Source organism: Caballeronia sp. AZ7_KS35 (assembly GCF_023631045.1).
In the GTDB taxonomy this organism is placed as follows: domain Bacteria; phylum Pseudomonadota; class Gammaproteobacteria; order Burkholderiales; family Burkholderiaceae; genus Caballeronia; species Caballeronia zhejiangensis.
Genome location: NZ_JALQDV010000003.1, coordinates 23,779 through 50,184, shown reverse-complemented (window position 1 = coordinate 50,184; position 26,406 = coordinate 23,779). Strand labels below are relative to the sequence as shown.

General features: G+C 62.5%; 28 protein-coding genes. 17 read left to right on the top strand and 11 right to left on the bottom strand.

Translation table 11 applies throughout. The features are described from left to right. Positions 1-208: 208 nt before the first annotated feature. From NCT05_RS06250 to NCT05_RS06210, 9 genes are all read left to right on the top strand, one after another. Positions 209-1,108: a DMT family transporter gene (locus tag NCT05_RS06250; RefSeq protein ID WP_250501919.1), complete on the top strand. Its 900-nt coding sequence runs from the start codon at positions 209-211 to the stop codon at positions 1,106-1,108. Positions 1,109-1,311: 203 nt separating this feature from the next. After that, positions 1,312-1,902: a TIGR00645 family protein gene (locus tag NCT05_RS06245; RefSeq protein ID WP_033537207.1), complete on the top strand. Its 591-nt coding sequence runs from the start codon at positions 1,312-1,314 to the stop codon at positions 1,900-1,902. 54 nt (positions 1,903-1,956) lie between these two features. Then, on the top strand, positions 1,957-3,480 hold the full coding sequence (locus NCT05_RS06240) for a fumarate hydratase (protein WP_008350426.1): 1,524 nt from the start codon (positions 1,957-1,959) through the stop codon (positions 3,478-3,480). Between the two features lie 205 nt (positions 3,481-3,685). Then, entirely contained in the window at positions 3,686-4,162 is a 477-nt protein-coding gene (gene bfr / locus NCT05_RS06235) for a bacterioferritin (protein ID WP_008350427.1), read from the top strand. A 4-nt stretch (positions 4,163-4,166) separates the two neighbouring features. Beyond that, positions 4,167-5,048, top strand: coding sequence for a glutamate racemase (gene murI, locus NCT05_RS06230; RefSeq protein ID WP_250501918.1), 882 nt, complete (start codon positions 4,167-4,169; stop codon positions 5,046-5,048). A gap of 175 nt (positions 5,049-5,223) precedes the next feature. Beyond that, entirely contained in the window at positions 5,224-5,460 is a 237-nt protein-coding gene (locus NCT05_RS06225; RefSeq protein WP_008350432.1) for a (2Fe-2S)-binding protein, read from the top strand. A gap of 320 nt (positions 5,461-5,780) precedes the next feature. Further along, positions 5,781-6,512, top strand: a complete 732-nt coding sequence (locus NCT05_RS06220) for an energy transducer TonB (RefSeq protein ID WP_034472124.1) — start codon at positions 5,781-5,783, stop codon at positions 6,510-6,512. A gap of 34 nt (positions 6,513-6,546) precedes the next feature. Beyond that, positions 6,547-7,293, top strand: a complete 747-nt coding sequence (locus NCT05_RS06215; RefSeq protein ID WP_008350435.1) for a MotA/TolQ/ExbB proton channel family protein — start codon at positions 6,547-6,549, stop codon at positions 7,291-7,293. An 18-nt stretch (positions 7,294-7,311) separates the two neighbouring features. Further along, complete coding sequence (locus NCT05_RS06210) at positions 7,312-7,734, top strand: ExbD/TolR family protein (RefSeq protein ID WP_008350436.1); 423 nt, start codon at positions 7,312-7,314, stop codon at positions 7,732-7,734. Between the two features lie 338 nt (positions 7,735-8,072). Here the strand turns inward: NCT05_RS06210 and NCT05_RS06205 are convergent, their stop codons facing one another. Next, complete coding sequence (locus NCT05_RS06205; protein ID WP_008350437.1) at positions 8,073-9,035, bottom strand: LysR family transcriptional regulator; 963 nt, start codon at positions 9,033-9,035, stop codon at positions 8,073-8,075. A 172-nt stretch (positions 9,036-9,207) separates the two neighbouring features. Here NCT05_RS06205 and NCT05_RS06200 point away from each other — a divergent pair, with 172 nt between their 5' ends. The 4 genes from NCT05_RS06200 (at position 9,208) to hemP (ending at position 11,531) form a co-directional block, all read left to right on the top strand. Then, entirely contained in the window at positions 9,208-10,080 is an 873-nt protein-coding gene (locus tag NCT05_RS06200; protein WP_008350438.1) for a pirin family protein, read from the top strand. A gap of 126 nt (positions 10,081-10,206) precedes the next feature. Continuing rightward, a complete protein-coding gene (locus NCT05_RS06195; RefSeq protein ID WP_175979930.1) occupies positions 10,207-10,605 on the top strand; it encodes an OsmC family protein in 399 nt (132 codons plus the stop codon). Positions 10,606-10,645: 40 nt separating this feature from the next. Next, a complete protein-coding gene (locus NCT05_RS06190) occupies positions 10,646-11,134 on the top strand; it encodes an SRPBCC family protein (protein ID WP_008350440.1) in 489 nt (162 codons plus the stop codon). A gap of 148 nt (positions 11,135-11,282) precedes the next feature. Then, entirely contained in the window at positions 11,283-11,531 is a 249-nt protein-coding gene (hemP, locus tag NCT05_RS06185) for a hemin uptake protein HemP (protein WP_250501917.1), read from the top strand. A gap of 260 nt (positions 11,532-11,791) precedes the next feature. On the opposite strand, the gene NCT05_RS06180 is transcribed toward hemP, so the two are convergent. The 6 genes from NCT05_RS06180 to uvrB all read right to left on the bottom strand — a co-directional run bounded on the left by NCT05_RS06180 (position 11,792) and on the right by uvrB (position 17,903). Next, on the bottom strand, positions 11,792-12,205 hold the full coding sequence (locus NCT05_RS06180; protein ID WP_250501916.1) for a GlcG/HbpS family heme-binding protein: 414 nt from the start codon (positions 12,203-12,205) through the stop codon (positions 11,792-11,794). 38 nt (positions 12,206-12,243) lie between these two features. Further along, positions 12,244-13,647, bottom strand: coding sequence for a 4Fe-4S binding protein (locus NCT05_RS06175; protein ID WP_174447730.1), 1,404 nt, complete (start codon positions 13,645-13,647; stop codon positions 12,244-12,246). Then, a complete protein-coding gene (locus NCT05_RS06170; RefSeq protein ID WP_250501915.1) occupies positions 13,644-14,495 on the bottom strand; it encodes an FTR1 family iron permease in 852 nt (283 codons plus the stop codon). The genes NCT05_RS06175 and NCT05_RS06170 overlap by 4 nt, the downstream gene beginning before the upstream one ends. A gap of 66 nt (positions 14,496-14,561) precedes the next feature. After that, the gene (locus NCT05_RS06165; RefSeq protein ID WP_372492535.1) at positions 14,562-14,870 is read right to left on the bottom strand and encodes a cupredoxin domain-containing protein; all 309 of its coding nucleotides are present in this window, start codon (positions 14,868-14,870) and stop codon (positions 14,562-14,564) included. Positions 14,871-14,958: 88 nt separating this feature from the next. Beyond that, positions 14,959-15,504, bottom strand: coding sequence for an iron transporter (locus tag NCT05_RS06160; protein WP_372492533.1), 546 nt, complete (start codon positions 15,502-15,504; stop codon positions 14,959-14,961). A gap of 302 nt (positions 15,505-15,806) precedes the next feature. Next, positions 15,807-17,903, bottom strand: a complete 2,097-nt coding sequence (uvrB, locus tag NCT05_RS06155; protein WP_250501914.1) for an excinuclease ABC subunit UvrB — start codon at positions 17,901-17,903, stop codon at positions 15,807-15,809. Between the two features lie 332 nt (positions 17,904-18,235). Here uvrB and NCT05_RS06150 point away from each other — a divergent pair, with 332 nt between their 5' ends. Continuing rightward, entirely contained in the window at positions 18,236-19,435 is a 1,200-nt protein-coding gene (locus NCT05_RS06150; protein ID WP_244807889.1) for an amino acid aminotransferase, read from the top strand. 75 nt (positions 19,436-19,510) lie between these two features. Here the strand turns inward: NCT05_RS06150 and NCT05_RS06145 are convergent, their stop codons facing one another. Next, entirely contained in the window at positions 19,511-19,729 is a 219-nt protein-coding gene (locus NCT05_RS06145) for a hypothetical protein (protein ID WP_008350456.1), read from the bottom strand. 272 nt (positions 19,730-20,001) lie between these two features. Between NCT05_RS06145 and NCT05_RS06140 the strand changes: the two genes are divergently transcribed. Then, entirely contained in the window at positions 20,002-20,532 is a 531-nt protein-coding gene (locus NCT05_RS06140) for a hypothetical protein (protein WP_008350459.1), read from the top strand. Positions 20,533-20,587: 55 nt separating this feature from the next. Here the strand turns inward: NCT05_RS06140 and NCT05_RS06135 are convergent, their stop codons facing one another. Both NCT05_RS06135 and NCT05_RS06130 read right to left on the bottom strand, forming a co-directional pair. After that, positions 20,588-22,000: a lactate utilization protein B gene (locus tag NCT05_RS06135; RefSeq protein WP_250456455.1), complete on the bottom strand. Its 1,413-nt coding sequence runs from the start codon at positions 21,998-22,000 to the stop codon at positions 20,588-20,590. Between the two features lie 13 nt (positions 22,001-22,013). After that, the gene (locus NCT05_RS06130) at positions 22,014-22,748 is read right to left on the bottom strand and encodes a (Fe-S)-binding protein (protein WP_034472139.1); all 735 of its coding nucleotides are present in this window, start codon (positions 22,746-22,748) and stop codon (positions 22,014-22,016) included. Between the two features lie 190 nt (positions 22,749-22,938). On the opposite strand from NCT05_RS06130, the gene NCT05_RS06125 reads away from it, so the two are divergent. Next, positions 22,939-23,748: an IclR family transcriptional regulator gene (locus tag NCT05_RS06125; RefSeq protein ID WP_008350464.1), complete on the top strand. Its 810-nt coding sequence runs from the start codon at positions 22,939-22,941 to the stop codon at positions 23,746-23,748. A 77-nt stretch (positions 23,749-23,825) separates the two neighbouring features. Here the strand turns inward: NCT05_RS06125 and pbpG are convergent, their stop codons facing one another. Further along, a complete protein-coding gene (gene pbpG / locus NCT05_RS06120) occupies positions 23,826-25,010 on the bottom strand; it encodes a D-alanyl-D-alanine endopeptidase (protein WP_033537204.1) in 1,185 nt (394 codons plus the stop codon). A 773-nt stretch (positions 25,011-25,783) separates the two neighbouring features. Between pbpG and NCT05_RS06115 the strand changes: the two genes are divergently transcribed. Further along, positions 25,784-26,359, top strand: a complete 576-nt coding sequence (locus NCT05_RS06115; RefSeq protein WP_008350468.1) for a phasin family protein — start codon at positions 25,784-25,786, stop codon at positions 26,357-26,359. The last annotated feature ends 47 nt before the right edge of the window (positions 26,360-26,406 follow it).

Sequence of the window (26,406 nt, the reverse complement as noted above, 5' to 3'; positions counted from 1 at the left end):
TCTCCTTTCTACCGTACCGGAGCGGCACGGAACAATGTCACGGCACATTCGCATGCCGGCGACATCCTGCATTGAATTCAAGATAAGCCGCTCAACTTACCCGCTTCTTACGTGGCCGGGCCAACAGGCACGGGGTATACACGGAGTCCGCGCGGCTTCTACAATGCGTCCCCACAATCGTAACTGAACTCCCAGCGCGGTATCCAGCTTGAATCGCTACGCCCTTCTTTTGATTGCAGCGATGCTGCTCGTCGGAAGCAACGTCGGCATCGGCAAATCGATCGTCGCATTCGTTCCCGTTCCGCTCTTCGCGCTGCTGCGCTTCGTGATCGCGCTCGCGGTGCTCTGGCCGCTTCTGCGCTGGTCGAAGATGAAGCGCGTCGAGCGCGGTGAATGGCTCAACCTTTTCCTGCAGGCATTCTTCGGCACGTTCGGCTTCACCTTGCTGATGTTGAACGGCGTCGCGCGCACGAGCGCCGTCGCGGCGGGCGTCATCACGAGCACCATTCCGGCCGTGGTCGCGCTCTTCGCGTGGATCTTGCTCAAGGAGAAGCCGGGTCCGCGCGCGCTCGCGTCGATCGGACTGGCGATCGCGGGCGTGCTCGTCATCAACGTCGCGCAGGCCGGGGATGCGGGCGCGAGCTCCCTGCCCGGCAATCTGATGGTGCTCGGCGCCGTGTGCTGCGAATCGCTCTATGTGATCCTCTCGCGCCGTCTCACGCAGACGCTGCCCGCCATCGACATCTGCGCGTACACGCACGCGATCGGCCTGTTGCTCATGCTCCCGCTCGGCGCAACATCGCTCGCGCACTTCGACTGGACGAGCGTCGCCTGGAACACGTGGGCGCTCGTCCTGTGGTACGGGCTTTCGGCGAGCATCTTCTCGTTCTGGCTGTGGATGAAGGGCATCCGTCACGTGGACGGCAGTCTCGCCGGCGTCTTCTGCGCCGTGCTGCCGGTCGCGGCGGCGCTCTACGGCATCGCCTTTCTCGACGAACGTCCGACGCTCGCGCACGGCATCGCGCTCGCGTGCGTCGTGACGGGCATCGTGCTCGCAAGCTTGAAGGCGCGCGCCCGGGCTTCCGTTTCGGGCGAAACCGGCGCCTAGAACGGGTTCAGCGGATTCTGAAAGCATTTGGGAAGTCCGCGCGACGACACGCTACAATAGCGGGCTTCCCGACACCGCGAATGCGCCAATACCCGCCGCTCGCCGGCGGATTGCCAACGCTCCGCACGCACTTTGCACGTTCCGGTTCGTCATATTCGCCAGTCATCATTCCGGTTCGACCCGCCCCGACTGAAAAGCCGCCCATGTCCGCTCCCAAGCATTCTCCCGCCTCGCCCAAGCAGCCCGGCTCGATGAAACTGCTGCCGAAAGTCATCTTCATGAGCCGCTGGCTCCAGGTGCCGCTCTATCTGGGCCTGATCGTCGCGCAAGCCGTGTACGTCGTCCTGTTTCTGAAGGAAGTCTGGCATCTCGTCACGCACGCGATGACGCTCGACGAAACCAATATCATGCTCGTCGTGCTCGGCCTGATCGACGTGGTGATGATCTCGAATCTGCTCATCATGGTGATCGTCGGCGGATACGAGACGTTCGTGTCGAAGCTCGGCGTGGAAGGCCATCCCGACGAGCCCGAGTGGCTCGATCACGTCAACGCGGGCGTGCTGAAGGTGAAGCTGTCGATGGCGCTCATCAGCATCTCGTCGATCCATCTGCTGAAAACCTTCATCAACCCCGACCAGCACACGTTTCACACCGTGTTGTGGCAGGTGATCATCCACGTCGCGTTCCTCGTTTCCGCGCTCATCATGGCGTATGTCGACCGGCTGACCACGCATACGCATCCGCGCCATTTCCACGACGAGTCCTTTGCGCCGCCGAAAAACGCAGTCGAGTGAAGCGTCCTTCAGAACGCCCGCAGGAAAAAATTCAGTCCCCCAGAGCCCAAAGCCATGACAGTCATCAAGCAGGAAGACCTGATTCAGAGCATCGCTGATTCGCTGCAGTACATCAGCTACTACCATCCGCTCGACTATATCCAGGCGCTCGGCCGCGCCTACGAGCTGGAAGAAAGCCCGGCCGCGAAGGACGCGATCGCGCAGATCCTGACCAACAGCCGCATGTGCGCGGAAGGCAAGCGTCCGATCTGCCAGGACACGGGCATCGTCACGGTGTTCGTGAAGGTCGGCATGGACGTGCGCTGGGACGGCGCGACGATGTCGGTCACCGACATGATCAACGAAGGCGTGCGCCGCGGTTATCTGAACCCGGACAACGTATTGCGCGCATCGATCGTGAGCCCGCCCGAAGGCGGCCGCAAGAACACGAAGGACAACACGCCGGCCGTGATCCACTACGAGATCGTGCCGGGCGACAAGGTCGACGTTCAGGTCGCGGCCAAGGGCGGCGGCTCGGAAAACAAGTCGAAGTTCGCGATGCTGAATCCGTCCGATTCGATCGTCGACTGGATTCTCAAGACCGTCCCGACGATGGGCGCGGGCTGGTGTCCGCCGGGCATGCTCGGCATCGGCATCGGCGGCACGGCCGAAAAGGCGATGGTCATGGCGAAGGAATCGCTGATGGACCCGATCGACATTCAGGATGTCATCGCGCGCGGCCCGCAGGACTGGATCGAAGAACTGCGCGTGGAACTGCACGAGAAGGTGAACGCGCTCGGCATCGGCGCGCAAGGTCTCGGCGGTCTTTCGACCGTGCTCGACGTGAAAATCATGGCCGCGCCGACGCACGCGGCATCGAAGCCGGTCGCGATCATCCCGAATTGCGCGGCGACGCGCCACGCGCACTTCACGCTCGACGGCTCGGGCGCGGCGAAGCTCGAAGCCCCGCCGCTCGACGCATGGCCGAAGGTCACATGGCAGCCGAACACGGAGACGAGCAAGCGCGTCGACCTGAACACGTTGACGCCGGAAGAAGTCGCATCGTGGAAGCCGGGCCAGACGCTGCTCTTGTCGGGCAAGATGCTGACGGGCCGCGACGCCGCGCACAAGCGCATTGCCGACATGCTGGCGAAGGGCGAGAAGCTGCCGGTCGATTTCACCAATCGCGTGATCTATTACGTCGGCCCGGTCGATCCGGTTCGCGACGAAGCGGTCGGTCCGGCTGGCCCGACCACTGCCACGCGCATGGACAAGTTCACCGAGATGATGCTCGCGCAAACCGGCCTCATCTCGATGATCGGCAAGGCCGAGCGCGGCCCGGTCGCGATCGAGGCGATCAAGAACCACAAGGCGGCGTATCTGATGGCGGTCGGCGGCGCGGCGTATCTCGTGTCGAAGGCGATCCGCGAGGCGAAGGTGCTCGCGTTCGAAGACCTCGGCATGGAAGCGATCTACGAGTTCGACGTGCAGGACATGCCCGTGACGGTGGCAGTCGATTCGAGCGGCACGTCGGTTCACAAGACGGGCCCGGCCGAATGGCAGGCGAAAATCGGCAAGATTCCGGTCGCGACGGCTTGATCGCCGCTTAATGGCGGTTTATCACCGTGACTGAACGACGAGAGCCGGGCGATGCGCCCGGCTCTTTTCTTTGAACCGCCGCCAGTCGAGAAGCGTTTTCATTCTCAGTTTCGTCTGAAACAAAAAATTTCTACCTAACCTTGGCATCGGCACACTCAAGGTTTATCTTTCCAACAGCCCCACGTTACGAACAGGAAACAAAATCATGCAAGGCGACGCGAAAGTCATCGAATATCTAAACGCGCAGTTGAAAAACGAACTGACCGCGATCAACCAATACTTCCTGCACGCGCGGATGTACCAGCACTGGGGCCTCGAAAAGCTCAACAAGCACGAATACGACGAATCCATCGGTGAGATGAAGCACGCCGACTGGCTCATTCAGCGCGTGTTCATGCTCGACGGCCTGCCGAACCTGCAAGACCTGCACAAGCTGCTGATCGGCGAAGAGACCAAGGAAATCCTCGAATGTGACCTGAAGCTCGAGCAGATTTCCCAGTCGACCTGCAAGGAAGCCATCGCGTATTGCGAGTCGGTGCGTGATTTCGTCTCGCGCGAAATCTTCGAAAAGATCCTGCACGACACCGAAGAGCACATCGACTGGCTGGAAACGCAGCTGGATCTGATCGACAAGGTCGGCATCCAGAATTACCAGCAGACCATGATGGGCGATCACGAATAATCGGATGTCCCGCGTAGCGCCCTTCCCGATGCCGAACGAGCGTGCCGCGTCTGACGCGAGCGCGCCGGTCGGCATTTTCGATTCCGGCCTCGGCGGATTGTCGGTGCTGCGCGCCGTGCGCGCGATTCTGCCGCACGAGCGTCTGATCTACGTCGCCGATTCACTGCATGCGCCCTACGGCGAACGCGACGACGATTTCATCGTCGACCGCACGATGGCAATCGGCGAGTGGCTCGTCGGTCAGGGCGCGAAGGCGCTCGTCGTCGCGTGCAACACGGCCACCGCGCAGTCGATCGCGCTCGTGCGCGAGCGTCTGCCGATTCCGCTCGTCGGCGTGGAACCGGGCGTGAAGCCGGCGGCGGCGGTCTCGAAGTCGCGCGTGGTCGGAGTGCTGGCGACCGCCGTCACGCTGCGCTCTGCGCGCTTTCAGTCGCTGCTCGACCGCTACGCCGGCGACTGCCGCTTCATCTGTCAGGCGGGGCATGGGCTGGTGCAGGCTGTCGAGCGCTGCGACACCTCGTCGCCCGCGCTGATGGCGCTGCTCGAACGCTATATCGCGCCGATGCTCGATGCCGGCGCCGACACGCTCGTGCTCGGCTGCACGCACTACCCTTTTCTTGATCGCGCAATCCGCGACATCGCGGGCGAGCGGCTGCAGATCGTCGACACGAGCGTCGCCATCGCGCGGCAGCTCGATCGTCTGCTCGACGCGCACGCGCTCAAAAATCTCGGCGCGCCGTCCGACGATATGCCGCGCTTCTGCTCCACCGCCGACGGCGAATCGCAGCGTCAACTCGCCGCCGCGCTCCTTCAGCTCGATGCCAAAGTCGAGCACGTCGACATCCCCTCGCGCCGAACGCGCCTCGCCGAACCCGACATCGTCTGAGGGTTTCTCACGCGCGTTGGCAGTTCCATCGCGCGCTTTGCCCCGTCAGACAAGGCTCCTAGCAATAAACCCGCTAACTTTCGCCCTCTGTTACAAAAAACACGGTCCTGCGCTTGCAAAGGCGGCAATACCGAATGATAATAATTCGCATTAACGCTAACTATTGCGAACGATCATGATTGTCTGCGTCTGCAAATCAGTGTCCGACCGAAAGATTCGAAGCGCCATCGCCGAAGGGGTGGACTCCTTTGATGAACTGCAGTTCGAACTCGGCGTCGCGCTGTGCTGCGGCAAGTGTGAAGAAAGCGTTCGCGACGTAATGGCACAAAGCGGCGTCTGCGCGTCGCGATGCGGCGTTCAGCAGCGCGAGCACGTTGCGCCGCTGACGTTCTACGAGCGCCAGGCTGCCTGAAGCAATTCGCGCGGCGTCGCCGCGCTCAACCGGCGACGCCGATGCTCCGGATGCGCCGCCCAGTCGTTTTATCGCCTCCAGCAAGCCAGGTTACCTTCGTATTTCCGGTCACTTTCAGCCAGCCGCGCAACCCTTACCCCTGGAGGGAAAGATGGAATTGCTGATTGGTTTTGTGACTACCCTGTTCATCTCCCTGCTGATTTTCCGAAAATGACGTCGTCTGGTTTCTTCCGCACCGTGCCTGTGCGCTCGTTGGACAGCGAACTCGAAGGCAGCGTTATCAGCAAGCATTCACGCAGCATCACAAGCAGCCAATAACGATGCAGTCCCCGACCACTTCTCCCGCCGCATTCCAGACCGCGCCGACAGCAAATGCGAATCCGCGCGTGATCGCGGCGTGCGTCGCCGTCGTCGCCATTCACGCTGCGTTGCTGGGCGTCGCGCTGACGATGAAGAACGAGCCGCCGCCCCGCCCGATCGAAGCCAAATCCATCACCGCGCAACTGATCAGCGAGACACCGCAGCCCGCGCCGCAGCCGGTCGCCGTCGAAACGCCGCCGCCGCCCAAGCCCGTGCCGCAGCCCGTTCCGAAGCCGCAGCCCAAGCCGAAGGTGAAACCGAAAGTCGAGCCGAAGCCGACGCCGATGCCGGTCACGGAAGCGCCTTCGCAGATCGCCGCGCCCGCGCCGGAACCCACGCCGCCCGCTCCGGCTCAGCCTGCGCCGCCGCCGGCCGCGCCCGCGATCGGCAAGCCGAGCATGGATCTCGCCGCGCCGAAGAACGTCGCGCACCTGAGTTGCAACATCGCGCAGCCCGACTATCCGGCGATGTCCAAGCGCCGCGGCGAAACGGGCACGGCCGTCATCCGTCTGACGGTAGGCCTGTCGGGCAAGATCGAAAACGTCACGCTGCAAAAGAGCAGCGGCTCGTCGCGCCTCGATGACGCGGCGCTCGACGCGGTGCGCGGCAGCGCGTGCAGCCCTTACAAGGAAAATGGCGAAGCGATTCGTGCTAGCGCCACGGTGCCATTCGTTTTCAGTCTGAACGACTGATCGTTTATTTTTAGATACAAGGAAGGAAACAGGAATGGAAAACTACGGGATTGCGCACGTCTGGGCGCAAGGCGACTTCGTGACGCGGGGCATCGCGCTCGCGCTCGTCATCATGTCGGTGCTTTCGTGGACGGTGATCGTCGTGAAGGCGTGGAACGTCGTGCGCCTGAAGCGCCTCACCAAGAACGCCGAACAGGCGTTCTGGCACTCCGACGACTTCAACGACGGCATCAAGAAGCTCGGCAGCCAGTCGTCGAGCCCGGCGGACAACCCGTTTCTCGCGCTCGCGCTCGCCGGCCAGGAAGCCGCCGACCATCATCATCAGACGCAGCCGCATCTGCACGACCGCATGGACGTGTCCGACTGGATCACGCGCTGCCTGAAAGACGTCATGGACGAAGGCGTCGGCCGCATGCAGGCGGGCCTCGCGATCCTCGCGTCGATCGGTTCCACGTCGCCGTTCGTCGGCCTCTTCGGTACGGTCTGGGGCATCTATCACGCGCTCTTGACCATCGGCGCGACGGGACAGACGTCGATCGATCAGGTCGCCGGTCCGGTCGGCGAATCGCTCATCATGACGGCGTTCGGCCTGTTCGTCGCGATTCCCGCCGTGCTCGGCTATAACGCGCTGACCCGCGCGAACAAGGGCATCGTCACGAAGCTGAACCGCTTCGCGCACGGCCTGCACGCGTTCTTCGTCACGGGCTCGAAGCTCTCGTCGACCAAGCGCGCGACGAACGCCGCGTCGGACAACCTGCGTCTCGCGACGCGCGCGTCGTAAGCCGGGGAGGTCCGCATCATGGCCATGAGCCCTTTCGCCGGAGACGAAGACGACGGCATGATGAGCGAGATCAACATGACGCCGCTCGTCGACGTCATGCTGGTTCTGCTGATCATCTTCCTCGTCACGATTCCGGCCATGCATCACGCGGTCAAGATCGACCTGCCGCACGCGAGCAGCCAGCCGCAGGACGAAAAGCCCGCGCACGTGAACATCGCGATCAAGGCTGACGGCACCACGCTCTGGGACGATCAGCCGATCGACGAAGCGGCGCTCAACGCGCGCATCGCGCAGGCGGCGCAGCAGAACCCGCAGCCGGAGATTCATCTGCGCGCCGATCGTCAGGTGGCGTACGAAAAGGTCGCCGATCTGATGTCGGCGGCGCAGGCAGGCGGATTGACGAAGATCGGTTTCGTCACCGAGCCGAAGAGCGGCAAGTAACAGCTCGACGCGCCCTCTTCCGGGCGCACAAAGTAAAAGGCCTTCATCGTCGGATGAAGGCCTTTTTTCGTGCGCGCTCGGCGCATTCGGGTGAGGCGGTCACTTTGGGTTCGAATAGCCAGAACCGGAAGTTCCGTCGCATGCAGCAGCCGTGGTCGACACGGACAGTGCAATCAACCCTATCAGGCTAACTATCAGAGCAGCCGTCAGTTTTCGCATAAGGAGCTCCTTAGCGAAGGAGGCTTCAATATACCGCCACAAATTGTGACGATCAATTGAATCTGTCCATCGCAAGCGCGCGCTTCAATGCCATAAACCAATGACAAACGCCGATGCGGTCAAACTGTTTCCCGTTCCGGCTGTTCGTGAACAGGACATTCTCCCGGAAAGCGCTGGCCGCTACCGATCGACTCGACGAGAAAATCGACGAATGCGCGGACGGCCGGGACCATGCCCTGACGCGACAAAAACACCGCGTAGAGTTGCGGCGACGGAAACGTCCAGCCGGGCATCACCGGCGATAGCTGCCCGGAGCGCAGCGGCGCGCCGTACATCATCTCGGGCAGCGCCGCGATGCCGACGCCGCGCATGACGGCCTCGCGGATCATCGACAGATCGGCTGTGACGAGGCGCGGCTCGTGCTCGAACTCATGGCGCGTGCCGTCCGGCGCGATCAGGCGGTAGACGTGGCGGCCGTCCGCCGACGGCGTGTCGATCGTGTCGTACTGGGCGAGTTCGGCGGGTGTCATCGGCGGCGCATTCGACTTCAGCAGCGATGGCGCCGCGACCAGCATCTGCTCCGTGCGCCACAGCGGCCGCGCGACGACGTTCGAGCTCGCGGGCGGCTCCGAGCGCACGCGCAGCGCGACATCGACGGCATCCTCGAACAGATCGACGACACGGTTCGTCACGCGCATGACGACGCGCACTTCCGGATAGCGGTGCATGAAATCCGGCATCACGGCGGACAGGAACGTCTGCGCGATCGTGACCGGAACGCTCACGCGCACCGTGCCGCGCGGCGAATCGCGCAGGCTTTGCACGACGTTGACGGCCGCCTGTGCCTCGGCGAGCATCGCCTGACAATGCTGATAGAAAAGCTGCCCGGCCTCGGTCAGCGCGAGCTTGCGCGTCGAGCGCTGCAACAGACGCACGCCGAGCGACGCTTCCAGCTCCGACACGCGCCGCGACAGCCGCGACTTCGAGATGCCGAGCACGCGCTCGGCGGCGGAAAACCCGCCGTGCTCGACGACGTGCGAGAAGTACATCAGATCGTTCAGGTCATGCGAGTCGGCTTTCATGAGTCGCCCGGTGGACTTGGAAGAGATGAAGATCGACGCGGTTCGTTATCCCCAGCGGGACAATCCATTGCGCCGCGACGGCTTTTACCGCGAAATGCGGCCCATATAATAGCTCTGTGTTTCAAAATTATCGCTATTCCCCTCTTTTCCGTATTCCCGACGCGAGGCAATAATGTCCACCAGCCGCAGCATCGAACGCATCATTCCGGCGACCCGCACTGTCGAAGGCGGCGGATTCGTCGTGCATCGCCCTTTCCCGACCCGTCTTCTGATGGATTTCGATCCGTTCCTCCTTCTCGACGAGATGGGCCCAGCCGACTACGCACCCGGCGAGGCTAAAGGCGCGCCGGACCATCCGCATCGCGGCTTCGAAACCGTCACGTACATGCTCGAAGGCGAGTTCGGTCACAAGGATTCGGCCGGGCATTCCGGCACGCTGCGTCCCGGCGACGTGCAATGGATGACCGCGGGCGCGGGCGTCGTGCATAGCGAGATGCCCGCCGAGGAATTCACGCAACGCGGCGGCCGCGTGCACGGCCTGCAGCTTTGGGTCAACCTGCCGCAGCGCGACAAGATGATCGCGCCGCACTATCAGGAGATTCCGTCCGTGCAGATTCCCGTCGCGACGAGCGAGGACGGCAAGGTCAGCGTGAAGGTCATCGCGGGCGAGGCGCTCGGCGTGAAGGCCGCGATCGAGACGCGCACGCCGATTCTGTATCAGCACTTTTCGCTCAAGCCGGGCGCGAAGATCGAACTCGCGGTGCCGCGCGATTACCGCGTGTTCGCCTATCCGCTGTCGGGCACCGCGCTGTACGGTCCGCAAAGCCAGCCGGTGCGCGCGCAGCAGATGGTGATTTTCCGCGACGACAGCGATACGATCGCGCTCGCCGCCGGCGATGAGCCCGTCGAGCTGCTGCTGATCGGCGGCGTGCCGCTGAAGGAGCCGGTCGTGCGCTACGGCCCGTTCGTGATGAACACCGAGGACGAGATCCGCCAGGCCGTGATCGACTATCAGGCGGGCCGGATGGGCGCCATCGCGCATTGATAATCACAGCGAAAACCGCGAAACGGTGCGGCACGAACGGACACATTGCGTCACAATGACCGTTCTTGCCGCGCCGTTTCGCCTTTGTCGTCAATCTTGCAGTCTCAACTTCAACCAGGAGCACGCATGGCCGGACCTTCCGTGACCGCCAGCATCGGCAACATCGACTATCAGGTCCGTCTCGGCGACGGGACGCATTCGTGGGTCGCGGACGAGCCGGCGGCCATCGGCGGCGGCGATACCGGACCGGAACCCGCGTCGCTGCTGCTCGCGAGCCTCGGCGCATGCACGTCGATCACGTTGAAGATGTACGCGAAGCGCAAGGAGTGGCCGCTCGAAGGCGTACACGTCGAGTTGTCGATGACAAGCACCGCCGACGGCACGAACATCGACCGGCGCATCGCGCTCACGGGCGCGCTGTCCGATGAGCAGCGGGAACGGCTCTTGCAAATTGCCAATGCGTGCCCGATGCACAAGGTCCTGTCCGGCGCGATTCGCATCGAATCCGGACTCGCGCCGCAGTGACGCATCGCGGGCACCACGAACGTCCAAGGGAAACGTCGTCTTGAATTTCGAACACCTGATCCAGATCAACGATCCGCTCAATCCGCTTCTCGAATCGCTGACGCGCGAGCAGCTCTGGGAAGGCCTCGTCCTGCGCGCCGAGCAGCCGCAACTATTCGTGATCGGCCTGGATAGCTGCGACATCCTCGCGCGCGATGGCGACACGATGGAACGCGAACTCCACTACGGCCAGGCGACCGTGCGCGACCGCGTGACGCTCACGCCCGGCACCAGCGTGCGCTACGACATTCTGCCGACCGCCGATTACGTCGGCGGCTCGCTCACGATGGCGATCGAGCAGCCCGATGCGGTCCAGCTCTTCCTGCGCTTCACTTACGCCACGACGCTGCCCGAGAACGAAAACGCCACGCCCGATGAGCGTCAGACGCAGGAAATCGTGAAGTCGGCGTACCGCGAGTCGGACATCGACACCGTGCGGCTCATTCGCCAGTTCGCGCACGGCCGCAGGGACGAGAGTCCGCTGCATTGAGCCTCTGACGGATGCGGTGGCGAATGTTTCGCGGCCGCATCGAGACTGGCTATCGAAAGAGGCGCTTCAATCGGAAAGTCTAGTTGCAAATAGGAATAGTTATCATTTACAATAGACCCATCGAATCAACGAACGCACATTTTCCGACATGACCGATACGCCGCGATCCTCCACGCTCAGCCTGCGCCGCCCGGCTGTCCGCGACGCCGCGATCACCCGCCCGAAAGCGACGACCGTGACCACGGTTCATGTCGCGCACGCGGGGGACAGTACCGGCGAGCGATCGCTGAAAAGCGACGCGCTGCTGCAGGGACGCAGTCACGTGAGCATCGTGCATAACGGAGAGACGTACCAATTGCGTGCGACGCGTTTGGGCAAACTGATCCTGACGAAATGACGCGCAGGCAAGAACAGCCGTAGTACCGGGTATTGTGGGGACCACCTCGCCAAGAGGTGTTTGGCCTTAGCCAGCGAGGACGACTTGCACGCGAGAAATTAGACCCCTTCGTGCAAACACCAGCCAGTCGTCGATAGCAAGCGAAGCCGCTTTTTTTTGGTTCCTGCTTGGGTCACGATGCGCGCCGACGAGCGCTGCATCCGAAAACAGAATGGCACGTCTTCGTTACGAGGACGTGCCATTTTTATTGCGCGAATGCTTCAGACGTTCTCGATGCCGAGCGCCGCGATGCCCGCCTTCGCGATCTGCGCATCCTGATCCGATTTCACGCCCGACACGCCGACGGCACCGACGATGTCCGTGCCCACGAAGATCGGCACGCCGCCTTCGAGCATTGCGGTCATCGGCGCGGAGAGGAACGCCGTGCGGCCCTGCTTGATGGTGTCTTCGTAGACCTTGGTTTCGCGACGGCCGAGCACGGCGGTGCGCGCCTTGCCCGTCGCCATTTCGGCGGTGCTCGCGCCTGCGCCGTCGAGACGATGCAGATGCAGCAGATGTCCGCCATCGTCGACGATCGCAATCGTCACGTTCCAGTTGTGTTCTCTCGCATGCGTCTCGGCGGCCGCGGCCATCGTCTTGACGTCTTCGTCGGTCAGTACGGGTTTGGTTCTCACTTCTCGCTCTCGTTGCCGCGCTTGACGGCGTGGACGGTTTATCGGCTGAAGCCCCAGAACATCAGGTACCACGCGCTGTCCGCAACGGCCAGCGCAGCGACAAACCATACCATCGCAAGAAGGCGCGGAACAAGTGACGATGCATGGCGCCCCGTCACGCGCCACGCAAGCCACGCGCTCCAGAGATTCGCGGCCGCGAGCAAGCCGAGCCGCAGACCCGGCACCCACCACAACGGTAGATGCTCGGCGCGCAGCAGCGATACCGTCGTCGCGGACAGGCCCAGGAACACGCCGACGCCCGCAATCGGGATCAGGGCGAGCGTCAGGTGATGCAGGCGCGTCGCGTTCATCTTGCCGAGCATGCGCGTGCCGATGGCGAGCAGCCCGAGCAGCGCCGTGCCGTACACGAGCCCAGTCGCGACGATATAGCCGATGACCATGGTGCCGTCGAGCCACGAGAAGACGTCGTTCTGTTCCGGGTAATGCGTGAACAGGAACCACGGCGCGTTGGTGTCGAGCGGCCAGAGGATGTCGTGATCGATCAGCCAGGCGGCGAGAAATTGCTTCAGATCGACGAACCAGGTGCTCACGGTCCAGTGGAACGCGCCGATCGCGATGCCGAGCAGGCCGTACAGAATGAGCGCGGTGTCCCACGGATTCGCGGCCTTGTCGCCGAGCTTCACGACTTCCTCGGACGGCGAGCGCCATGTGAGCGCGATGGCGTCGCGATGGCCGCTGCATCGGCCACACATGTGGCAGTCCTGTGCGCCCTTCATGTTGCGCAGCGGGACGAGCGGCGCGCAGTTGATCGGAATCACGCGATGGCCGTGCTCGCCCTTCGTGTACGAACGGCGCCACGCTTCTTCGTCGACCTTGTAGTGAAACGGCGCGAGGCGCGCGAGCAGCGAGAACACGCCGTTGACCGGGCACAGATACTTGCACCACACGCGCTTCTCGCGGCCATACAGCACGCCGATGATCATCGCGCCGACGGTCGAGCCGCCGAGCACGAGCAGCACCGCCTTCGGATACTGATAGACGCTGACCATCTGCCCGTAGATCGTCGTGAGCCCGAATGCGACGAACGGCCAGCCGCCCCAGCGCATCCAGCGCGGAATCGCCCAGCCGCGGCCGAACTTGCTCGCGAACTCCGACAGCGCGCCTTCGGGACACAACACGCCGCACCAGACGCGCCCGAGCATGACCATCGACAGCAGCACGAATGGCCACCAGATGCCCCAGAACACGAACTGCGCGGCGAGCGTGAGATTGCTCCACAGATGCGCGGCGCCGTCCGGCAGCGGCATCACGGCGGGAACGATGATCAGAAATGCATACACGGCAACGACGACCCACTGAATCATGCGGATCGTGCTGCCGTGACGTTGCATCCAGTGGCCGGCTTGTTGAAGCCGGCCCGGTCTACGCATTACGGAACTCATGCTGGACGGCTTGCCGCCTTTTGTTTTTGCGCCATCTGGGTGTTCGAACGGCGCAGCAGAAGATAGATGACGACCCAGTACACCGCATACGCGACGAGATTCATGCCCGCGGGATGCGCGCGATAACCGGTGAGCGTAGCAACGAGCGATCCGAACGTACTCGAATCATCGAGCAGCCACGACGTGTTCCACACCTGATTGACGATGACCGGCAGCACTTCCATGTCGATCAGCTTGTCGACGCCCGTTTCGAAGAGGCCGGCCGCCAGGAACAGCAGCATGATTTCGGTGACGCGAAAGAACGAGCGCCACGAGAAGATCTTGCCGCCGAGTTGCAGGATATAGAACGTCAGCAGCGCGAGACCGAAGCCGAGAATGATCGCGATGTACTGCGACGCGTCGACGTGCCCCGACTGACCGAAGCCGACGCCGTAGAGAAACACGGCCGTCTCGCTGCCTTCGCGCGCGATCGCCAGCGCGACGAGCAGGGCGATGCCCCACCAGTGTCCGTCCTGCGTGCTCTTTTGCAGCGATGTTTCCATGTCGCGCTTGAGCGTGCGTCCGTGGCGCTTCATCCACAGGACCATCTGCACGATCAGCACGCAGGCGATCAGCACCATCGCGGTCTGGAAGTAATCCTGTGCATCGCCCGACAGCACTTCCGTGAAGCCGATGAGCGCGGCGCCCAGTGCCACCGCCGCAAGCAGGCCGATGACAACGCCGGCCCACAGATAAGGCAGGCCCCGGCGCGCCTGATGATCGCCGTTCTTCAGCCACGCGTAGAGAATGCCGACGACGAGCAACGCCTCGACGCTCTCTCGCCACACGATGAAAAGTACCTGCCCCATACCCGACCTCCAGCAATTCCACTTCAAGCGGCCGCGCGCGGTGCGAACATCGCGCGGCACATTCCGTTACTTCGCGACGATCACGCCTTGCGCGGACTGATGAAAATCGTCGAAGAACTTGTATTCACCCGGATCCAGCGGTGCGATCACCACGAACGAATCCGCCCCCGGCGCGAGCACTTTTTCCTTGCGCAACTGCACGCTTTCGAACTCGGCGGCGCCCTTGCCGACGTTATGCACTTCGATCTTGATGCGCTGCCCCGCCGGCACTTCGATGCGCGCCGGATTGAGCTTGCCGTCGTTCATTTCGAGCTTGAACGTCGGCAGGTCGGCGGCGTGCGCCATGTTCATCCCGGCAAAGGCAAACGCGGACATCGCGAGCGCGGCCACCTGATTTTTCAGCTTCATGCGTACTTCCTGAGAGTGAATGCGCCCGGTCCGGGATGCCGGGCGCCACGGACGATCAGTAACCGCCCTTCTTTCCGATGCCCGCGAACGGGAAGTCGTACTCGATCGTGAACGGCTTGAACCACGGACCGACGCCCGTTTCCTTGTCGGTGTGACGGCCGAACGCCATGTGGCCTTCCTGCGACGGCGGCGAAATATGCAGCTTCAGGTGATACTTGCCCGGCCCGAAGAGCTTGACGTTGTCGCCGTAGTGCGGGCCGTCGCTCGCGACCATCGGCATCAGGTCGCCCTTGATGGTCTGCGTCGTGCCGACCTTCGTGAGTTCATACGTGACTTGCAGATACGGCATCCAGTCGCCTTCGGCGAAACCGGTCGGGTTGTTCTTGACCGCGTGGATATCCGCCTCCAGGTGGATATCCGAATCCGACGCCTTGCGCATCATGCCTTCCGGCGACATCGTGATCGGCTGCAGATACACGGCGCCCGTTTCCATGCCCGCCTCGATGTGCTGCTTGCCGATCGGATATTCGGCTGCCGACGCTGCCATCACCGCCGTGAGACCTGCGGCGGCGACAAGGCCGCGCATCAACGTTGAACCCATCAGAAAACTCCTTGTTGTTATCGATTGGCACGCGTGCCACGCGAGCCTTGCCACTGAGATACCGGAGCGCCGCTCGGTCGGCGGCGTTAGCACAACTCTGTGAACGTTAATACGAACCATTCTCAATGTTCGTCAGTTTAGCATCGTTCGATTCCCGCAACAATTTGAGCGAGCTTACAGACCTAGGCGCAGTAAGGCTTTTCGCCGAATCGCACGATCGCGGCGGGATAAAAAAAGGCGCGGCGAACCGTCCGATTCGCCGCGCCTTTCGAATTAAGCCTTGAAAATCACTTACATATTGCTTACTTACCGCCGATTCCGCTCATGTGATCGCCCACGTTCGCCCCGAACACGCGCTGCCGCAGGAGCGCCAATTGGTCGCGGGTCTGCGCCGCTTTTTCGAATTCGAGATTCTTGGCGTGATCCATCATCTGCTTCTCGAGGCGCTTGATTTCCTTCGCGATCTGCTTCTCGGACATGTCTTCGAACTTCGCGCGGGCCTGCGCTTCCTTCAGCTCGGCGCGGGCGTCGTCGGCGTTGTAGACGCCATCGATGATGTCCTTGATGCGCTTCTCCACCCCGCGCGGCGTAATGCCCATCTTCTCGTTGTGCGCCATCTGCTTGGCGCGGCGCCGCTCGGTTTCGCCGATGGCGCGCTTCATCGAGTCGGTCATGTTGTCGGCGTAGAGAATCGCCTTGCCGTTCACATTACGCGCCGCGCGCCCGATGGTCTGGATCAGCGAGCGCTCGGCGCGCAGGAAGCCTTCCTTGTCGGCGTCGAGGATCGCGACGAGCGAGACTTCGGGAATATCGAGACCCTCGCGCAGCAAGTTGATGCCGACGAGCACGTCGAATGTGCCGAGCCGCAGATCGCGGATGATTTCCACGCGCTCGACCGTGTCGATATCGCTGTGCAGATAACGCACCTTCACGCCGTGATCGGCGAGAAACTCGGTCAGCTGCTCGGCCATGCGCTTGGTCAGCGTCGTGACGAGCACGCGCTCCTGCACCGCCACGCGCGCGTTGATTTCCGAGAGCACGTCGTCGACCTGCGAGCGCGCCGGACGCACTTCGATTTCCGGATCGACGAGACCCGTCGGCCGCACGAGCTGCTCGGCCACCTGCCCTGCCTTCTGCTGCTCGTAGTCGGCGGGCGTCGCGGAAACGAAGATCGCCTGGCGCATCTTGCGCTCGAACTCGTTGAACTTGAGCGGCCGGTTATCGAGCGCGGACGGCATCCGGAAACCGTAGTCGACGAGATTTTCCTTGCGCGCGCGGTCGCCGTTGTACATGCCGTTCAACTGGCCGATCAATACGTGCGACTCGTCGAGCAACATCAGCGCATCGGGCGGCAGATAGTCGACGAGCGTCGGCGGCGGCTCGCCAGGCGCCGCGCCCGAGAAGTGCCGCGAGTAGTTCTCGATGCCCTTGCAGAAACCGAGCTCCTGCAGCATTTCCAGATCGAAGCGCGTGCGCTGCTCCAGCCGCTGTGCTTCGACGAGCTTGCCCTCGCTGTGGAAGAATTCGAGCCGCTCGCGCAATTCGAGCTTGATGGTTTCGATCGCGCGCATGACGGTGTCGCGCGGCGTCACGTAATGCGACGACGGGTACACGGTGAAGCGCGGAATCTTGTTGCGCACGCGTCCGGTGAGCGGATCGAAGAGCATCATCGATTCGATTTCGTCGTCGAAGAGCTCGACGCGCACCGCCATTTCCGCGTGCTCGGCCGGAAAGATATCGATGGTGTCGCCGCGCACGCGAAACGAACCGCGCTGAAAATCGGCTTCGTTGCGCGTGTACTGCATCGCGATCAGGCGCGCGATGACGTCGCGCTGGCCGAGCTTGTCACCCGTGCGCAGCGTGAGAATCATCTTGTGATATTCGGACGGATTGCCGATACCGTAAATCGCGGACACCGTCGCGACGATCACCACGTCGCGCCGTTCGAGCAGGCTTTTCGTGGCCGAAAGCCGCATCTGCTCGATGTGCTCGTTGATCGACGAGTCCTTCTCGATGAAGAGATCGCGCTGCGGCACGTACGCTTCCGGCTGGTAATAGTCGTAGTACGAGACGAAATACTCGACGGCGTTGCGCGGAAAGAACTCGCGGAATTCCGCGTAGAGCTGCGCGGCGAGCGTCTTGTTCGGCGCGAAGACGATCGCCGGACGGCCGAGCCGCGCGATGACGTTCGCCATCGTGAAGGTCTTGCCCGAGCCGGTCACGCCGAGCAGCGTCTGAAACGAGAGACCGTCCTCGACGCCTTCGACGAGCTTCGCGATGGCATCGGGCTGATCGCCCGCGGGCGGATACGGCTGATACAACTGAAACGGCGAGCCTTCGAACGTGACGAACTTCGATTCGTCCAGTTCTTCCGGGGAGGCGATGAGAGTGTCGGACATGAGAAATCGAGAAAGTCAGCGCCTGAGGCAAACAATCATTCTAGCGTCGTACGCGATGCGCGCGCTCGCCTGGACGTGACCGGGATGTGGAAGCGTAGTCTCCATCAGATTGGGCATGGTTCGCCGATCTCAAGCGCACCGGCTCACGCCCTTTTTTATCGCGCGCTTTTGGCGTGTTCGCGGAATTAAGGGCCAAAAAGCACGCGCATTCGCGCCATATTCGGCCGAAAAGCCGCGCCGGATTCGCTACAATGTGCGACTGGGCTCGCCGGCATGATGCCGTCGTCGCCACGCTTCCCCGCCGCACGTCTTTCCTCCACTGCCGATAGATCATGTCTCTTTTCTCTGCCGTCGAACTCGCTCCCCGCGACCCGATCCTGGGCCTCAACGAAGCCTTCAACGCCGATACGCGCACGACCAAAGTCAATCTGGGCGTCGGTGTGTACACGAACGAAGAAGGCAAGATTCCGCTCCTGCGCGCCGTGCGCGAAGCCGAGAAAGCGCGCGTCGATGCCGCGCTGCCGCGCGGTTATCTGCCGATCGACGGCATCGCCGCCTACGACGCCGCCGTGCAGAAGCTGCTCCTCGGCAACGATTCGCCGCTGATCGCCGCGGGCCGCGTCGTGACGGCGCAGGCGCTTGGCGGCACGGGCGCGCTCAAGATCGGCGCGGACTTTTTGAAGCGCCTGAACCCGAACGCAGTCGTCGCGATCAGCGATCCGAGCTGGGAAAACCATCGCGCGCTCTTCGAAGGCGCCGGTTTCGAAGTGGTCCACTACCCGTACTACGAAGCCTCCACGCACGGCGTGAACTTCCACGGCATGCTCGCCGCGCTGAACAGCTACGCGGCGGGCACCGTCGTCGTGCTGCACGCGTGCTGCCATAACCCGACGGGCGTCGATCTGTCGGACGAGCAGTGGAAGCAGATCGTCGAAGTCGTGAAGGCGAAGAACCTCGTGCCGTTCCTCGATATGGCGTATCAAGGCTTCGCGGAGAACATCGACGCGGACTCCGCCGCCGTGCGTCTCTTCGCGGCATCGGAACTGAACGTGTTTGTGTCGTCGTCGTTCTCGAAGTCGTTCTCGCTGTACGGCGAGCGCGTCGGCGCACTGTCGATCATCACGACGAGCAAGGAAGAATCGGCACGCGTGCTCTCGCAACTGAAGCGCGTGATCCGCACGAACTATTCGAACCCGCCGACGCACGGCGGCTCGATCGTCGCGGCCGTGCTGGCGTCGCCGGAACTGCGCGCGACCTGGGAGCAGGAGCTGGGCGAAATGCGCGATCGTATCCGCGCAATGCGCAACGGTCTCGTCGAGCGACTGAAGGCGAGCGGCGTCGATCGGGACTTCTCGTTCGTCAACAAGCAGCGCGGCATGTTCTCGTACTCGGGTCTGACGGCTGCGCAAGTCGATCGTCTGCGTGAAGAATTCGGCATCTACGCCGTGAGCACGGGCCGCATCTGCGTGGCCGCGCTGAACACGCGCAACCTCGACGCCGTCGCGAACGCGGTCGCCGCCGTGCTCAAGTAAGCAGTTCGGCCGCGTCCAAATGAAAATGGCGCCCTTTGCGGGCGCCATTTTTTGTGTGCGTCGAAAACCGGCGAATCAGAGCGTCTTTTCCGCCGAGACGGCAGCGGGTTGTGCGTCTTCGTCGTCGACGAAGCCGAGCGAAATCGCGCGCGCCAGTTCTGCGCTCACGCCCGCCACGCTGGTTTCTTCATGGCGCATTGCCGCGCCGCTGCCCTCGCCGGCGTGCATGCAGAACGCGAGCGCGATCGGAAGCAGGATGGCGACGGGCCAGTAGGTCGATATTGTCTTTCTCATGGGACTGCCTTTGGTCGATGTGTCGCAGCGGGCATCGGATCAAGGGAACCCACTGATGGACATTTCGAATTTTACGGACTTGTCCCGACCTTAAAAAGCCGTTGAAAAGCAAAGGATTGTTGCGCCCGGGACAACAAGCCGTTTTGATGAACGTCGCGACCGCTCGCGCCTTTATGACAGCTTGCCGTCATAAAGGCTTACAAAGTTGTTCGCGACATCCACGCGCCGATGATGTCTTATTCAGTAATGGTTCTACAGAATTTCCCACGATCATGAAATCCGCAGTCGCTGGTGTCTTGCTTGCTTCGTCTGCCGCACTTCTCGGTGGTTGCGCGGCGTATCCCGATGCGTCGGCCTATGGCGGCGGCTACCCTGCTGTCTACGACGACCCGGGCTACGGATACTACGGTGGCCCGCCGCCGGGCGTCGTCGTAGGCGGCGGTTACTACTCCGGGCCGGGCCCGATTTACTACGGTCCGCCTAACCGATATTGGGACGATGGTCCCGGCTGGCGTCGTCCGCCGCCGGGCGGATGGCGCGGCGGGCATCCGCCGCGCGACCGGGGTCCGGGCGGCCCGCCTCCGCAGGCGGGCGGCGGACATCCGAACGGTCCGCCACCGCAAGCAGGCGGCGGCCGTCCTCCGGCAGCGCAGCCCCCGCAAGCAGGCAACTCGCCGGCGCCTCAGTCCGTGGGCGGTCGGCCGCCGGGACCGAATCGCGCCCCGCCACCATCCGCGAATGGCGGTGGGGGCAATTCGCAGGGCGGCAATTCGCGCGGCTTCCTGGGACGGTACGGCGGATAAAAGCGCTTCGACGACAAAGGCCGCGCCCGATCGAAAGATCCGGCGCGGCCTTGTTTTATCCGAGATGCGAATGCTGCGCCTTGTACAGCTCCCGGAATGTGCGCCCGACTGGCGCGGGCATGTCGCGCGTGTCGGTCCATCCTGCGCCGAACGGCAGTCGTGAAATCGTCTTCTTGTTGCCGCCGATGCGTTCGAGCACGCGCACCGCGAGCTTCGTGAAAAGGGCATAGGCGAGCGGCCGCTTCGCGAGATAGCCCCACGCCGCGAGCGCGGCGCGCTCGTTCCACGGACGCAGCCGACGCTCCATCTGCTTCTCGCGTAGCTTGCGCAGCAGATCCGACAACGGAATGCCGACCGGACAAACACTGTTGCACTCGCCGCAAAGCGTTGCGGCTTGCGGCAGATCGAGCGCCTTGTCGATGCCGACATAAGCCGGCGTCAGCACCGAGCCCATCGGTCCCGGATACACCCATCCATACGCATGTCCGCCGATCTTCTGATAGACCGGGCAATGATTCATGCACGCGCCGCAGCGGATACAGCGCAGCATCTCCTGAAACTCGCCGCCGATAAGCCCGGTGCGGCCGCCATCGACGAGCACGAAGTACATATGATCGGGCCCGTCCGTCTCGTCGGCCGCGCGCGGTCCGGTCAAGAGCGAAAAGTAATTCGAGATCGTCTGACCGGTCGCCGAGCGCGGCAGGAGGCGCATCGCGGTCGCGAGATCTTCGAGCGTCGGCAGCACTTTTTCGATGCCCGTCACCACGACATGCACGCGGGGCATCACGGTGCACATGCCTTCGTTGCCCTCGTTCGTGACGACCGCCACCGACCCCGTCTCCGCGATCAGGAAATTGCCGCCCGTCACGCCCATGTCCGCCGACATGAAATGCGGCCGCAACACTTCCCGCGCCTCGCGCGTCATCTCCGGGATGTCGGTGAGGCGTGGCTTGTTGTGCGTCTTCGCGAAGAGATCCGCGATCTGCTCCTTATCCTTATGCACGACCGGCGCGATGATATGGCTCGGCGGCTCGTTGTCGTTGATCTGCAGGATGTATTCGCCGAGATCGGTCTCGATCGACTGCACGCCCATCTCGCCGAGCACGCGATTCAACTGCATCTCTTCCGAGACCATCGACTTGGTCTTGATGACCTTCTTCACATCGTGTTTGCGCGCGATGTCCGCGACGAGCTTCGCCGCGGCCTGCGTCGTTTCGGCGTAAAGCACGGTCGCGCCGCGACGCGTCGCCTCGCGCTCGAAGGTTTCGAGCCACACGTCGAGATTCTCGAGCGCGCGATTGCGGCGCTCCTTCAACGCGGCGCGCGTTGCCTCGAAGTCGATGTCGCGCACCGCGCTCGCACGCGCGCTGACGAACTTGGTCGAGAGCTTGGTGAGATTCTGCTGCAGGCGCTCGTCGGCGAGCTTGCTTCCCGCGCGCGCCTTGAAGTGCATCGTCTGGACTTGCATCCGTTTGTCTCCTTCAGGCGCGACGCGCCGCGTCGCCCGCGAGCACTTGCGCGATATGCAGCACGCGCGTCGACGTATCGCCGGTGCGGCGCAGGCGCCCTTCGATGTTCAGCATGCAGCCGAGGTCGCCGAGCACGACGGTATCCGCGCCGCTCGCCTTGATGTTCGCGCATTTCTCATCGACGATCGCCGTCGAAATGTCGCCGTACTTCACCGCGAAGGTGCCGCCGAAGCCGCAGCAATGCTCGCATCCGGCCATCTCGGTCACGGGCACGCCTGCCTGGGCGAGCAGCTCGCGCGGCTGCGATTTCACGCCGAGTTCGCGCAGACCCGAGCAGGAATCGTGATACGTCACCATGCCGTCGAACACGCCCGGCTCCATGCGCGCCTTCGCGACGTTCACGAGAAAATCGGTCAGTTCGAACACGCGCGGCTGAAGGCGCGCGAAGCGGCTCATCAATTGCGGATCGTCGCGAAAGAGATCGCCGTAGTGCGCGCGGATCATGCCGCCGCACGAACCGGACGGCACCACGACATAGTCGAACTGCTCGAATTCGCGCAGCGTTTTTTCGGCGAGATCGCGGGCGAGCGGCCGATCGCCCGAGTTGTAGGCAGGCTGGCCGCAACAGGTCTGCGACGGCGGCACGACGACTTCGAAACCCGCCTGCTCGATCAGCTTGATGACCGAGAAGCCGATTTCCGGGCGCATCATGTCGATGAGACATGTCACGAATAATCCGACTCGCATTGGGGCGTTTCCTGTTTGTGGAATGATGTGAACGCAGCGCCGATTATCCTTGATAAGTCCCGCGCGACGGGCTTCTCGCTGGCCATCGACGTCATCTGAGAGCGCATTGTTTTGGCGAAGCGTTCGCTTTTTTCACATTATGAGATACAATCCCCATTCCGCTGTTTGACGCATCAACCGATTTTTCACGATGAGCGATACGAACCCGGAATCCAAAACCTCCATTCAGGTGATCGAGCGCATGATGCGTCTTCTCGACGCCCTCGCCGATCACACTGACCCCGTCAGCCTGAAAGAACTCGCCCAGAGCACCGATCTGCACCCATCCACGGCGCATCGCATTCTGAACGACATGGTGCTATGCCGGCTCGTGGACCGGTCGGACCCCGGCACGTATCGCCTCGGCATGCGCTTGCTGGAGCTCGGCAATCTCGTCAAGGCGCGTCTTTCGGTGCGTGAAGCCGCGATGCCGCCGATGCGCGAGTTGCATCGGCAGACCGGGCAGACCGTCAATCTTTCCGTGCGGCAAGGCGACGAGATCGTCTATATCGAGCGCGCGTACTCGGAGCGCTCGGGCATGCAGGTCGTGCGTGCGATCGGCGGCCGCGCGCCGTTGCATCTGACGTCGGTCGGAAAGCTGTTTCTCGCCGCCGACGAAGCCGCGCGCGTACGCGCGTATGCGATGCGAACCGGTCTCTCCGGCCACACGCAGAACAGCATCACCGATCTCTCGAAACTCGAGCGCGAACTGTCGCTGGTGCGCCAGCAGGCGTGCGCGCGCGACAACGAGGAACTCGAACTCGGCGTGCGCTGTATCGCGGCGGGCATTTACGACGATACGGGACGCCTCGTCGCCGGCTTGTCGCTGTCCGCGCCCGCCGATCGTCTGCAGGACGCCTGGCTGAAACAATTGAGCCACACGGCGCTCGAGATCTCGCAATCGCTGGGATATCACCCGGAAGAGGCAGCTTCCGACGCGCAACAACACGCGCATCGCTGATTTCTTCGCCGCATGTCAAAACGGGATTCGTCTTTCGACGAATCCCGTTTGCTTTTGCATCAGCGAAGATCAGGCGCTCAAGGATTTGCGCCGCTGCCCATGTCCGCGCTCATGATATGCGGCTCGCCGAGCGTGTCGAGATACGAACGCAGACGGCCCGCGTCGGCGAAGCGCGAATACTTGCCGTACGAATCGAGCAGCACGATGACGACCGGACGGCCGTTGACGGTTGCCTGCATCACGAGGCACTCGCCCGCTTCGTTGATGAAGCCCGTCTTCTGCAAGCCGATGTCCCACGAAGCATTGCGGATCAGCGCGTTCGTGCTGTTGTAGGCGAGATTGCGCTTGCCGGTGAAGACGTCGTAGCTGCGGTCGGTCGAGAACTTGCGGATCAGCGGATATTGATACGCCGCGTTGACCATCTTCACGAGGTCGCGCGCGCTCGACACGTTCTGGCTCGTGAGTCCCGTGGAATTCTCGAAGTGCGTGTCGACCATGCCGAGCGACTTGGCCTTCGCGTTCATCGCGGCGATGAACGCCGGACGGCCGCCCGGGTAATAGCGCGAGAGTGCCGCCGCCGCGCGATTTTCCGACGCCATCAGCGCGATGTGCAGCATGTCTTCGCGATTCAGTTGAGATCCGACCGCGAGGCGCGAACCCGTGAACTTCTCGTAGTCGCGGTCTTCGTCGGTGACGGTGATTTCATCGGTCAGCGGCATGTGCGAATCGAGCACGACCATCGCGGTCATCAGCTTCGTGATCGATGCGATCGGCACGACGGCGCGCGAGTTCTTGTCGAAGAGCGTCTCGGACGTGTTCTGGTCGACGACGTAAGCCACGCTCGAACGCAGCGCGAGGCTGTCGGGGGTATCGTGCAGGCCGAACGCCTGACCAACCGACGTCGCGCGCGGCTGGAACGCAACCGCGTGCACCGCGGCGCGTCGCGAATGCGCTTCCATGCGATACGACGCGCGACGCTTGCGCGATGCGCGCGGCGCGTCATCGTCGTCATCGGCCGCGGCGACTTTCGCCGCTTTCGCGGGCTTCGGCGCTTTCAGCGTGGTCTTGGCGACGCGCGCGGGCTTTTCAGCCTTGGCGGTGGATTTCTTTGCGGTTTTGGTTTGGGTGGCGGTCTTCGCGAGGGCTTCAGCCGGAGCCGCTGCGAAGGACGTCGCTACTGCGATGGAGACGGCGATGGACAATGCCGAGCGCACTGCCACGCCATGCACCACCTTCAACGACGAAAACATTTCGGTTTTCATTAGTGTTCTGTTGGGCGGCTGGAGGGTACCGCCAAGTGTAGTGAAGCTACGAAATTTAAGCAATATTAAGCACTTATCGGCACTCGTTAAACCGAGTTGTAAGCCGTGATTGCGTATTGCTGAACAAAAAACCGCCTCGATCGGAAAAAACGATCGGCCCGGCGAAATAGTGCTGCCCAAAACGCGCTTTGCTACACCGCGACAAACGCACTATCGGCAAAACTTTCCACGACTTTAGTGAAACGTGAGGATCGGATCAGACAAAACGCAGAGATACGAACGGGAGTCAGCACCAACGGAGCGCACAGACGATCACGAGACAACTCGGACAGCCGAAATGTTAACGTTTCTTCAACAATTTGGTGTACGGCGACATCCTAAAAATAAGACGACCTTCAGAAATATCTCGCTTCCGCATTGCCGCAGAAGCCGCGCTGTCCGCGTCGCCGGAACATCAAAGTTTCATCGAGCCGTGCTTTGATCGTGTTGAACATGCGGCCCGATGCGTGTCGGAAGCCATGCCCAGCTTGAGTGCATAGGGTTTCCACGGACGTTTATTTCGACCACGCAATCGGCATGTAAGTTGTTGTTTAACATACGGTTTCTGCCTATTGTGCGGCGCACAAAAAGTGCTTGACATCCATCGGAATATCTCTAAAATGGGTCTCATGTTGCGACGCACCAATCGCAGTTGCACCTAGCCGGCAGGTATATCGCGCCGGATCTACCCAAACCACGACCCGCGTTGATGGGTCTGCCATCAGGAGCCTGAGATGACGCTGTTGACCCCCGAGCAAATCGCCGCTGCACAGAAAGCCAACTTCGACACGCTGTTCGGCCTCACGAACAAGGCGTTCGAAGGCGTTGAGAAGCTCGTCGAACTGAACCTGCAAGTTGTGAAGTCCACGCTGGCCGAAAGCCAGGAAAACGCACAGCGCGCGCTGTCGGTGAAGGACGCGCAGGAACTGCTCGCCCTGCAAGCCAGCCTGACCCAGCCGGTCGCGGAAAAGGTGCTGTCGTACGGCCGTCACCTGTATGAAATCGCGTCGGCCACGCAAGCCGAATTCGCCCGCGTCGCGGAAGCGCAGTACGAAGAACAGAACCGCAAGGTCCAAACGCTCGTCGACAACGTCGCGAAGAACGCACCGGCCGGTTCGGAAACCGCCGTCGCCGTCATGAAGTCGGCCATCACCGCCGCCAACACGACGTACGAAACGGTTCACAAGGCAACGAAGCAAGCTGTCGAAATTGCTGAAAGCAACTTCAACGCTGCCGCTACGGCTGCGACGAAGGCCGCTACGCAAGCGACCGAGCAAGCTGCCCGCGCCACCAAGAAGTCGGTTGCGTAAGTTTGCCGCCGGGCCCCTGCCCGGCCGATGCAGCAAGAATCACGAAG